Origin of the sequence: Halomonas sp., from assembly GCF_031581305.1 — a bacterium.
Lineage (GTDB): Bacteria > Pseudomonadota > Gammaproteobacteria > Pseudomonadales > Halomonadaceae > Halomonas.
In genome coordinates this window covers 1-10,640 of the sequence record NZ_JAVLBC010000112.1, presented here as the reverse complement: position 1 = coordinate 10,640, position 10,640 = coordinate 1, and the positions used below count along the sequence as shown (strand labels likewise).

The window sequence follows — 10,640 nt, the reverse complement described above, 5'->3', positions numbered from 1 at the left end:
TCAAGGGCGAGTGGATCAAGCCCGGTGCCATCGTCATCGACGTGGGCATCAACCGCCAGGAGGACGGCCGCCTGATCGGCGACATCGACTTCGCCCCGGCCGCCGAGCGTGCCAGCTGGATCACCCCGGTCCCCGGCGGCGTCGGCCCCATGACCGTGGCCACCCTGCTCGAGAACACCCTGCAGGCCGCCGATATGCACGACGCTGAGCAGTAGCAAGGCGCGTACTGCACCTTTCGTCGAATTCCGCTAAGATTGGCTGCCCATTTTTTCCGACTCGCGAGGTCTCCCGATGACCGACAAGAAGATGAACGTCGAAAGCTTCAACCTCGATCACACCAAGGTGAAGGCCCCCTACATCCGCCTGGCCGACATCAAGACCGGCAAGCACGGCGATACCATCCACAAGTACGACATGCGTATCTGCCAGCCCAACCAGGACCACATGGAGATGCCCGGGCTGCACTCCCTGGAGCACCTGATGGCCGAGCTTTCGCGAAACCATTCGGAGAAAGTGGTCGACATCAGCCCCATGGGCTGCCAGACCGGCTTCTACGTGGCAATGATCAACCACGACGACTACCAGGGTGTGCTCGACCTGCTGGAAGGCACCCTGAAGGACGTGCTCGAGGCCAGCGAAGTGCCGGCCTGCAACGAGATGCAGTGTGGCTGGGCGGCGAGCCACAGCCTCGAGGGCGCCAAGGAGATCGCCCGCGGCTTCCTGGCCAAGCGGGACGAATGGACCCAGGTATTCGCATGAAGCGCATCGGCATCATCGGCGCCATGGCCCAGGAGGTCGCCGCGCTCGCCGCACAGCTGGAGGACCGCCGCACTCGTGAGCACGTGGGTTGCACCTTCCATCTCGGCAAGCTGCACGGCGTCGACGTCGTGATCCTGCAGTCCGGCATCGGCAAGGTGAATGCCGCCATCGGCACCACCCTGCTGCTGGACGTCTACCACCCCGAGGCGATCATCAACACCGGCTCCGCCGGCGGTTTCGGCGAGGGGCTCGAGATCGGTGACGTGGTCGTCTCCAGCGAGGTGCGCCACCACGACGTCGACGCCGTGGTGTTCGGCTACGAGCACGGCCAGGTACCCAATATGCCCGCCGCCTACTTCCCGGACGCGCGGCTGGTCACCATGGCCAGGGAGTGCGTCGAGGCGCTGGGCGAGGTCAACGTCGTGGAGGGCCTGATCGCCACCGGCGACGTCTTCATGGCCTGCCCCGAGCTGGTGGCGACGACCCGCTCGCGCTTCCCTACCATGCTGGCCGCCGAGATGGAGGCCGCGGCGATCGCCCAGACCTGCCACCACTACGGCTGCCCCTTCGTGGTCATCCGCGCGCTCTCGGACATCGCCGGCGGCGGCGACAACCACCTCTCCTTCAGCGAGTTCCTGGAGAAGGCGGCCGACCACTCCACGCGCATGGTCACGGCCATGGTCGACCGCCTGGGTCACCACAGCCGGCAGGCCGATACCGTCGAGGGCTGAGCATGGCGCGTCTCACGCGTAGCGGGTGGGGACTGGCCCTGTGCCTGTCCCTGCTGCTGACCGGCTGCGCGACCCACCTCGACCGCAATGGCGAGACCACCTCCCGGCACGACGGGGCGCCAGCCGACTATGCCGTCGAACGCCTGGGCGGCGGACTGCCGAGCGATCTCTTCAAGTTCGATGACGGGCGCCTGGTGGTGGAATTCTTCGGCAGCACCCGGGCCGAGCGGCCCGACGCCTACCGGCTGGCCTCACCGATCACCCATGTCGATGCTGACACTCCGCCTCATTTCCTCTTCCAAGGCCGCTGGGACAGCCTGGTCCCGGTGGATCATGCCACCGACTTCCACGCCGAACTCCTCGCCCAGGGGGTGGAGAGCGAGCTCTATCTGCAGCACTACCGCGGGCACGTCACCAGCTTCCTGACGCGCGACAGCGCCATCGAGGCCGGCATCGCCTTTCTCGACCGGCAAATGCAGTAAGCACCATACAGCCCACCCTCACCCGATACGCCACTCCGGCGCCAGCTGTTTCCAATGATCTCTCAACACACGTTGATGCGCCTCTGCCATAGGCAGTGTCGAAAGCTGTGACGGCCACTGGCACCTGGCACGCTCGACCGTCTCGGCAAGCACTTGCCGAATGGCCGGCCAGGACACACCCACCTTATCCGACCAACAGCGAAAATCGTCTTCGCTGAGCCGATACCAGTCCTTTTTTCCATTCAGATTCAAGGCCGCCTCGCGCTCACCCTCGATATAGGCCCGCGTCGTCACGATGTCATAGGCCGGGGCCATCTTGGGCGTGTGCTGGTCTGGATAAAGCAAGCTCCAGTTCTTGAGATGCGCGTCTCCGTTCGCCAGCAAAATGTTCACCAGCAGCCGGCGTGCGAACGCCTGAACCGACGCCAGCCCATCTCCGGTGAACTCCCGCAACAGGCGTCCAATCTGTTCATAGCTCGGGCCATCGTATTTCTCGTGAGGATAGCGAAACAGGACCTGCGCCATGTCCTCGGTATGGACACGCGTGTCTTCAACGCGATCGAAGCGCCGAATGGCATAGGCATGTGACGCGTCAGGCAAGTTGATATCGGGCAAGCCTTCCAAGGCGTCCAGCGGAATCAGTCGAATCTCGGGGATCTCCACCCCGGCACTCTCGGCCAGCCGCATGGACGTGAATTCGGCTTCGGGTAACCAGGGGTGGCGTGCGGAAGGCGGCTTGATGATCCAGTTCCCGGCCCCATCCCCACCCGACAGCATGAAACGTCCTTCACTTTCGCGCATGGAAAACTTCATCTGCACACCGGCCAGGGAGAATCCTGTGCCTCCTCGAGCCTGCTGCGGGACGGGAGTCACGCTACGACGATGGGAAAGTACCCAATCCGGCATGTCATCCGGCATTACCGGGGTTGCCACGAGCGCCCCTGGTAAGTCATGCCCCAACCTGGCCAGCAAGGGAAACTCGTTGTCAGGATGCACCTTCAGGCGTGAGGCCAGCCAGTCACGCAGAGCCCCTTCGGGCAACAGGTTGGAGAACCAAGGGTGGAGGCGCTGCTGGCGAATCCAGGCGGTCTCCATCATCGCGTCGGCCCGAGGAAAGCCCGCCATCAGAGTCAGGGTCAGGGTGGGCCGGCCAGGGTCAAGCCGCCAGGCCTCATCGAACACCAGGACATTGCGCCCTCCCCGGTAGCCCGCCTGGTAAGCCACTCGACGACCGTGAAGCGAAAACTCGAGCATCTCGACGGGCTCATTGGCCATGGTCATCCTCCTCATCGTCGAGGAGCCCTTGCCAGGGGTCCACATCCAGCGGGGGGCGAGACGACTGCCCTTCGTCGAGCAGCGCCAGTACCGCATGCCACTTCTCGATGGGAATCAACATCAAGCGGGCATTCAGACCGTCAGCGGCCTGGTTGAGAGTCTCCAGACGCGGGTTCCCCCCCGCTTCCAGCCGCTGGTACTGCTGACGGGTCATACCGACGCGCGTGGCCACCTGTTGCTGTGTCAGGGAGAGCGCACGACGCCGCGCCTTGAGTTGCTCGTGGAGGGACATGCTTTGCACCGTATTCGTTGCTTTAAGCAAATAATAGCAACGAATACGATGCCTGACGAGATCAGGTTGTTTCCTGGAACCTCCAGTCGAGCGTCTCGCCGGCGGCCAGGGGCACGATGGTCTGCCCCTCGGCATAGGGCAGCACCTCGGGCAACTGCCAGGGCTCGCGCACCAGCGTGACGGTGTCGGCATTGCGCGGCAGGCCGTAGAAGTCGGGACCGAAGTGGCTGGCGAACCCCTCCAGGCGCTCCAGGGCCCCGGCCTGCTCGAAGGCGGTGACATAGAGCTCCAGGGCCGCGGGCGCCGTGAAGGCCCCCGCACAGCCGCAGGCGCTCTCCTTGTCACCGCGGGCATGGGGGGCGCTGTCGGTCCCCAGGAAGAACTTGGGATTACCCGAGGTGGCGGCGGCCAGCAGCGCCTGGCGGTGGCGCTCGCGCTTGAGGATCGGCAGGCAGTAGTAGTGGGGGCGGATGCCGCCCACCAGCATGTGGTTGCGGTTGAACAGCAGGTGATGAACGGTGATGGTCGCGGCGACATTGGCCGGCGCCGCGACCACGAAGTCGGCGGCCTCCGCCGTGGTGATGTGCTCGAAGACTACCTTCAGATCCGGGTGGCGCTCGAGCAGGGGCTTCATGACCCGTTCGATGAACACCGCCTCGCGGTCGAAGATATCGATATCGGCATCGGTGACCTCGCCATGTACCAGCAACGGAATGCCCAGCCGCGACATGGCGGCGATGGCCGCGTCGCAATGGGCCAGGTCGGTGACGCCGGAGGCCGAATTGGTGGTCGCCCCGGCAGGATAGAGCTTCACCGCCTGTACCAGGCCGCTGGCATGCGCTCGCTCGATCTCCTCGGCCGGCGTCTCGTCGGTCAGGTAGAGGGTCATCAGCGGCTCGAAATGGGTTCCGGCAGGCAGCGCTGCGAGGATCCGCTCGCGATAGGCCAGCGCCTGTTCGGTGGTGGTCACAGGCGGCTTGAGGTTCGGCATGATGATGGCACGGCTCATCTGACGGGCACTGGCGGCCACCACGGCGGCCATGGCCTCGCCGTCGCGCAGGTGAAGGTGCCAGTCGTCCGGGCGGGTCAGGGTGATTGAGTTCACGGTAGGTCCTGTGTCGTAAGCGTGGGTGTCGTCTGGCGACAGTATATCGCAACCGTGCCGACTACCCGAGGACACGCTAGAAGAGTGACCGGCCCCGGTCACCCTGGTGCTGGAGGCCGTGTGGACCGCGCTGATGGCCGCCTGATGGGTCGGCGAGAGCATGACGCCGATGCAATGGTCGAGCTGCTCGCCGAGCTTCGCGGCCCTGCTCATCAACCGCTGGTACTGAGTACGCAGACTCTTCAAGCGACGCTGAATGCCGTATCATGACGCCAGCGTCGGCATCACCATCGACGCCCGGCCACTCATGAGGACTCGATGCCCAAGGTAAGACACTACGCCGATATCGTTGCCATCCTGGCCGGCCTGATGTGGCTGGTGCTCTACTGGTCGGTGAGCATCTCCGCACACCTTGGCAGCATCGAACCCAGCCTCGCCGCCCTTCTGATGGCCGGCAGCCTGATCCTGATCAGCTTCGTTCACCGCCCCATCCGCGTGCTACTCGGCCGCTACCATGTTCGCAAACGGCGCACCGAGATGTGGATGCACATCCTCGCCCTACCGCTGGTCCTGGCCTTCCTGCTGGCTATCATCATCGACCACCTCATCACGCCAATGAACGGCGAGCAGAAGATGCTGCTGTTCAATGTGCTGGCCACCGCCGGCTGGCTGGTATTTGTCTTCACCCTGGTGATCAAGCTGCTGATCCACCTGGCCCAGCGGAAGCGCAAGGCCAAGCGGTAACCCGCCTCACGAGGATGCGAATCGCCATCGCGATGCAAGGGGCAAAGCCCTTGTGGGAGCCGTGCTTGCACGGCGATTTGCGTCGAACCGACCGCTCCTACAAAAAGTCAGCCTCGGAACCGATCGGCCCGGAACGGCGCCATGTCGATTTCCGGACGCTCGCCGTCCATCATCTGGGACAGCAGGCGCCCGGTGGCCGGCCCCAGGGTAAAGCCCTGATGGCCATGACCGAGCGCCAGCCAGAGCCCGTCCTGCCCCGGCGCCGGGCCGATCACCGGCTTCATGTCCGGCGTACAGGGGCGCGCCCCCTTCCAGGGCTCGTCATCCAACCGCTCACCCAAGGGAAACAGCTTTTTCGCCACGCGCTCGGCGGCAACCAGCTGTTCAAGATGCGGCGGCGCCTCGAGGCGCTCCAGCTCAGCACCAGTGGTAAGGCGGATCCCCGCCTGCATGGGGGCCAGCAGGTAACCAACCTCGGCATCCATCACCCAGTGGTTGAGCCTTGCCGCTCCCGTCACCCCGTAATGCATGTGATAGCCGCGCTTGACGAACAACGGGACCTCCAGGCCCAGGCGTGAGAGCCAGCTCCCCGACCAGGGCCCCATGGCCATCACCACCTGCTCGGCCTCCAGCACGCCCTGGGACGTGGCCACCCGCCAACCGCTGCCATGGCGAGTGACGTCGGTCACGTCCGCCTGCCACACGCGCCCCCCTTCCGCTTCAAAGCTACGGGCATAGGCCTGTACCAGGGCACCGGGATCGGCCACCGTCCAGGGTTGCTCCCAGTGGATCGCCCCGGCCAGGTCATCGCTCAGGTCGGGCTCCATCGCGGCCAACTCGCCGGCGTCCAAAGCCCGGTAGCGGACGCCAAAGCGCTCGGCGTTGGCCTCTGCACCGCGCAGGCGCGCCGACATGGCCTCCCGGTTGCGATAGATCTCCAGCCACCCCTCGCGACGCACCAGGGCGTCGGCCCCGGCTGCCTCGACCATCGGGGCATGGGCCTCCAGCGACAGGCAAATCAGCGAGGCGTATTCGGGGACGATGCGCGCATAACGTCGAGGGGCAGAATTCCGCCAGTACTGCAGCAGCGGCCACGCGGACGCCAGCATACCGCCGGGCCGATAGCGGATATCCACCTGGCGGTTGGGCAATACCCGCAGCATGGTGGCGAGATCCCGCGGAAAGGGATAGGGCTGCACCGCCTCGCGCTGGATGATGCCGGCATTGCCGAATGAGGTCTCGCGCCCCGGCTCCCGGCGATCGACCAGAGTCACCGAGTGCCCACACCGCGCCAGGTGCCAGGCCACCGATACACCGACCATACCGGCACCCATCACCACGATCTCACGCGCCATATTCTGACTCCTTGTCCGATGTTCGGGGGCTGGAACCGAGCATGCACCTTCTCTCCGCGAAGGGAAAGCCGGGGCTCGGCATCAGCCGGCCGCATCCTCCTGCGCCCTCAGCTTGGCCCGGATGAAGTCCGAGTGGCTGACATGCAATAGCTCGGCCAGGCGCCGGATACGGTGCTCCTCGAGGTGATGCTGTTCACCGTCGGCCAGCGACAACAGCCACATCATGCGCACCAGCTCGCAGCGCTGCTCGTAGTCAAAGTGCCCCTTGACCAGGCTGACGAACTGATAGTGATCCACCGCCGAATCGGCCTCTTCCCGGGCCAGCCGCATCAGCTCGTCGAGATCCGCGTCCTCCAGGCCAAAGCGTCGCTGCAGCAGCTCGCGCAGCAGCACGACCTCGCTGTCGTCGAGGTGATAGTCGGCGCGCGCCACCTCGAAGAGCAGCGCCGCCGTGGCCAGCTCCAGCGTGGGGGCCGCCTGCTCGGCGCCTCCACCGCTGGCCATCATCTCGCTGAAAAAACGCTGAATCGAGTCGATCATCACGTCCCCTTCCTACCCGGTCAGCCGATGTTTCGTGATTGATGAATGCTATCACTTCAAGACAGCGGACAACGCAAAAGGTCACAAATCGACCTCACCCGCGATGATCACCAACCTTCCCCCAGTTGCCCGGTTGGATGCCCTGCCACGCCCTTCCCCAGCTGTGGTAGCATGCTGCGCATTCACGTTGCATGGAGCCGACCGTGCCCCCCAAACGCTTCGCCTTCATCATCGAAGATCTGTACGGCGGTGGTGCCCAGAAGTCGCTGCTCTATACCGCTGACCAGCTCCGCCAACGCGGCCACCCAGTCATCGTCTTCACCCTGCGCGAGCGGGTGGAACACCGCATCCCGGAAGGGCTCGAGATCGAGAATCTCGGTGTGGTGACCTCCTTCACCAAGGCCACCACCACGGTGCTGACCGAGAAATGGCAGACACGAAAGATCGCCCATGCCCTCGAGGCCTGGCGACCGGACGTGGTGATCTCCTGCTCCTGCGACAAGATCACCCGGCATCTTCACCATCCCAACCTCTACTTCTGGGTGAAATCCGATGTCTCGGCCAAGTTCAATGACCCGAGGAAGCGCGAGCGCGCCTTCGACAAGGTACGCCGCTTCTACGACGGCCGGCAGGTCATCGCTGTCTCCCGGGGAGTGAAGGAGAACCTCGAGAACGTGGTGGGGCTCGACGCCGAACGCATCCTTGCCATCTATAATCCCTACGAACGCGCCCCCTTCGTCGAGATGGCGGCGGAACCTGCCGAGCTTCCCGCTGGGGAGTTCTTCCTCTGCGTGGCCGCGCTGGAGCCCCGCAAGCGCCACGATCGCCTGCTGCGCGCCTATGCCGAGAGCGGCGTGGCCACCCCGCTGGTCATCATGGGCAAGGGCAAGCCGGAGCACGAGGCCACCCTGCGGCGCCAGGTGGCCGAGCTCGGCCTGGAGGACAAGGTCATCTTCGCCGGCTACCACCACAATCCCTATCCATGGATCGAGGCCGCCAAGGCGATGATCCTGACCTCGGATGCCGAGGGCCTCCCCCGAGTGCTGATCGAGGCGTTACTGCTGCACACCCCGGTGATCAGCGTCGACTGCCCCAGCGGGCCGCAGGAGATCCTCACCCAGGAACTTGCCGACTTCCTGGTGGCTCCGGAAAACGAAAAGGGCCTGGCCGATGCGATCGAGCGCATGGACCAGGCCCCCATCGAGATCGAGGAACGCCACTACCGTCAGTTCCTCAAGGATAGCGTGCTGCCCCAGTTCGAGGCCCTGTGATCAGGACATGATGTGACGCTGCTAGACATCCCCTTCAATGACCGCCGCCGGCGTTATCTGGTATTCCATCCGGATGGCCTTCCGGACCGACTGGCACTGGCCAGTACCACCACTACCGAAGCCTTCGAGGCGGTGGGCAGCAGCCGCTTCTATGTCTCGGCCGACCAGCAGATACTCGCCAAGGTGGTGCCGGACAAGGTACAAAAGAGAGAGGCCCCGCTGAAGTGGCTGCTGCGTGACTACCTGGAGAAGCGCTGGCTGGGCCAGTCCGATGCCCGCAAGGAGTACCTCAGCCTGGGAATTCTGCGTCGCGCCGGCCTGAAGACCCCCCGCTGCCACGGCTGGGGCATCTCGCTCAACCCCGGCAACCGCAACGCTTCGCTGCTGCTGATGGAACACTTGCAGGACGCCAGGCCCGGCGGCGACGTCTTCGTTGAACTGGACGAAGAAGGCCGATTCGCCTTCCTGGAACGCTTCTGCCAAGAGGTTGCCCGGCTTGCCCATGCCGGCTACGTGCACCGCGACCTGCACTACAACAACCTGCTCGTCGGCAAGAACGACGAGCTTCTCTGGATCGACTCCCACGTGCGTCGGCTGCCAACGAAAAGCGCCGACCAGTGGCCGGCGCTGGAGGCAAGTCTGACAGACCATAAGCTTTATGGCGCCGCCTATCGAAAGCAGGCCGTCGCTGAGCTCGCCAAATTATTCAAGTCCTGCTGAACTAGCTTTCCTCCAATGACAGATATCGTTTTGCCACCCTTTCCGAGTCGAAGTCATCTACGATGTCCTCAGGAATATCAGGCGGATTCTCTACTACCCTCCTGAGTGCACTCCCCAGCTGGCGCCCGTCATCCAGAGGCACGAGATAATTCGAAAGACCTCCTGCCAGAATCTCACTGGGTCCAGATGGACAATCAGTACTGACCACTGGCGTACCGCATGCCAACGCCTCAGCAAGAACGAGTGAAAACCCTTCATAGTCCGAACTCAGCAAAAGGGCCTTTGCACGCCACATGAATGGATAAGGATTATCACGATGGCCAAGCAGGATAACCCGACCACCGAGCTCAAGCCTATGTATCATACTCTCTATAAAAGATTTATCGCCACCCTCTCCAACAATAACCATGGGCATACGTAATGCACTGTATCGATATGCACTCAACAGCCTGTCAAACCTTTTTGAGCGCTGCTCCAATCGTCCTACAAAAACCACATATTCCCTTGGCAAGCAATCATCGACCTCTGCCTTCGCCAGGCTTCTTATCGTCTCTATCTCGATAGGATTATGTATAGCGACCTTGGAAGCAGGCTTTACCGAAAAGAAACGTTCGAGAGAATCAACGATCCCATTCGAAACTCCCATCACTTTCTTTCCATTATAGAGTCGACGAACACTTCGCCCTTTTTTCAGTCTCGCAAGCCCCCTCTTTTTTCCGAGAAGCTCTCTAGCCGGATCAGAATGCAAGCAATACCATGCTTCTAATGAAAGCGAGGACCGGGCAGTCACTTGATGCGCATAATGCAAGTGAGAAACAACCAGAGATGGCTTAACACCTTTATCTGCTATCAACGTATCCAACAACCGCGAATGCAGCTCATATCGCCGTATTCGCTGCCAGCGGTTTCTACTCTGAAAAGATAACATGTGGACATGAGTGCCTGCCGGTAGCTCGCCGGATATTCTATCGCTCAAGATGACCAGCGTTACAGGCACCGAGATTCTGGAAAAAGCCCAACACAATCTCCGGACCACTGCAGGTGCCCCTCCAGTATCCAGATGATCGATGATAAATAACACACTCACCCTCGGGGCCACATCACTGTCCTGCTGCATGCCGCCACCATGAGAAAAGATCCCTGAGCAGGGATATATTCGGCCAACCAGGCCTGTCACCAAGAATCGTCAGGCGCGATGTCTCATGAAACAATCTGAAATTCACTCACAGACTCCAATCCTGGCGAACCAATACTCTTGTTAGGTGGCATTAGCCAAATTTTCAACCTCTGGTGAATATGAAATAAAACGTGCCGCTACCGTCTCCGGCTGGAAATCATCCAGCCAGCTCTCCTTGATGGGCGGCTT

General features: G+C 62.6%; 12 protein-coding genes and 1 pseudogene. 7 read left to right on the top strand and 6 right to left on the bottom strand.

Annotation, left to right across the window (positions count from 1 at the left end):
- From RI841_RS10495 to RI841_RS10480, 4 genes and pseudogenes are all read left to right on the top strand, one after another.
- Positions 1 to 215 (top strand): annotated as a pseudogene (locus RI841_RS10495) (bifunctional methylenetetrahydrofolate dehydrogenase/methenyltetrahydrofolate cyclohydrolase); the annotation flags it as partial.
- A gap of 76 nt (positions 216 to 291) precedes the next feature.
- Positions 292 to 759: an S-ribosylhomocysteine lyase gene (locus tag RI841_RS10490; protein ID WP_310705554.1), complete on the top strand. Its 468-nt coding sequence runs from the start codon at positions 292 to 294 to the stop codon at positions 757 to 759.
- Positions 756 to 1,490, top strand: coding sequence for a 5'-methylthioadenosine/S-adenosylhomocysteine nucleosidase (gene mtnN, locus RI841_RS10485; RefSeq protein ID WP_310705553.1), 735 nt, complete (start codon positions 756 to 758; stop codon positions 1,488 to 1,490). The genes RI841_RS10490 and mtnN overlap by 4 nt, the downstream gene beginning before the upstream one ends.
- Before the next feature lie 2 nt (positions 1,491 to 1,492).
- Complete coding sequence (locus RI841_RS10480; RefSeq protein ID WP_310705552.1) at positions 1,493 to 1,972, top strand: prolyl oligopeptidase family serine peptidase; 480 nt, start codon at positions 1,493 to 1,495, stop codon at positions 1,970 to 1,972.
- A gap of 18 nt (positions 1,973 to 1,990) precedes the next feature.
- On the opposite strand, the gene RI841_RS10475 is transcribed toward RI841_RS10480, so the two are convergent.
- The 3 genes from RI841_RS10475 to pyrC all read right to left on the bottom strand — a co-directional run bounded on the left by RI841_RS10475 (position 1,991) and on the right by pyrC (position 4,644).
- A complete protein-coding gene (locus RI841_RS10475; RefSeq protein ID WP_310705551.1) occupies positions 1,991 to 3,247 on the bottom strand; it encodes a HipA domain-containing protein in 1,257 nt (418 codons plus the stop codon).
- Positions 3,237 to 3,539 (bottom strand): helix-turn-helix transcriptional regulator, encoded by a 303-nt coding sequence (locus RI841_RS10470; RefSeq protein WP_310705550.1) that lies wholly within the window; start codon positions 3,537 to 3,539, stop codon positions 3,237 to 3,239. Before RI841_RS10470 ends, RI841_RS10475 begins: the two co-directional genes overlap by 11 nt.
- 61 nt (positions 3,540 to 3,600) lie before the next feature.
- Positions 3,601 to 4,644: a dihydroorotase gene (pyrC, locus tag RI841_RS10465; RefSeq protein ID WP_310705549.1), complete on the bottom strand. Its 1,044-nt coding sequence runs from the start codon at positions 4,642 to 4,644 to the stop codon at positions 3,601 to 3,603.
- A 318-nt stretch (positions 4,645 to 4,962) separates the two neighbouring features.
- Between pyrC and RI841_RS10460 the strand changes: the two genes are divergently transcribed.
- On the top strand, positions 4,963 to 5,388 hold the full coding sequence (locus RI841_RS10460; RefSeq protein WP_310705548.1) for a hypothetical protein: 426 nt from the start codon (positions 4,963 to 4,965) through the stop codon (positions 5,386 to 5,388).
- A 107-nt stretch (positions 5,389 to 5,495) separates the two neighbouring features.
- On the opposite strand, the gene RI841_RS10455 is transcribed toward RI841_RS10460, so the two are convergent.
- Together RI841_RS10455 and RI841_RS10450 are read right to left on the bottom strand one after the other, a co-directional pair.
- Positions 5,496 to 6,743, bottom strand: coding sequence for an FAD-binding oxidoreductase (locus RI841_RS10455; RefSeq protein ID WP_310705547.1), 1,248 nt, complete (start codon positions 6,741 to 6,743; stop codon positions 5,496 to 5,498).
- An 81-nt stretch (positions 6,744 to 6,824) separates the two neighbouring features.
- A complete protein-coding gene (locus RI841_RS10450; protein ID WP_310705546.1) occupies positions 6,825 to 7,283 on the bottom strand; it encodes a TerB family tellurite resistance protein in 459 nt (152 codons plus the stop codon).
- 203 nt (positions 7,284 to 7,486) lie between these two features.
- Here RI841_RS10450 and RI841_RS10445 point away from each other — a divergent pair, with 203 nt between their 5' ends.
- Together RI841_RS10445 and RI841_RS10440 are read left to right on the top strand one after the other, a co-directional pair.
- Complete coding sequence (locus RI841_RS10445; protein ID WP_310705545.1) at positions 7,487 to 8,554, top strand: glycosyltransferase; 1,068 nt, start codon at positions 7,487 to 7,489, stop codon at positions 8,552 to 8,554.
- 12 nt (positions 8,555 to 8,566) lie between these two features.
- Positions 8,567 to 9,274 carry a lipopolysaccharide kinase InaA family protein gene (locus RI841_RS10440; protein WP_310705544.1) on the top strand — a complete coding sequence of 236 codons (708 nt, stop codon included), beginning with the start codon at positions 8,567 to 8,569 and terminating at the stop codon, positions 9,272 to 9,274.
- 1 nt (position 9,275) lies between these two features.
- On the opposite strand, the gene RI841_RS10435 is transcribed toward RI841_RS10440, so the two are convergent.
- Positions 9,276 to 10,022 carry a glycosyltransferase gene (locus RI841_RS10435; RefSeq protein WP_310705543.1) on the bottom strand — a complete coding sequence of 249 codons (747 nt, stop codon included), beginning with the start codon at positions 10,020 to 10,022 and terminating at the stop codon, positions 9,276 to 9,278.
- Positions 10,023 to 10,640 lie beyond the last annotated feature (618 nt).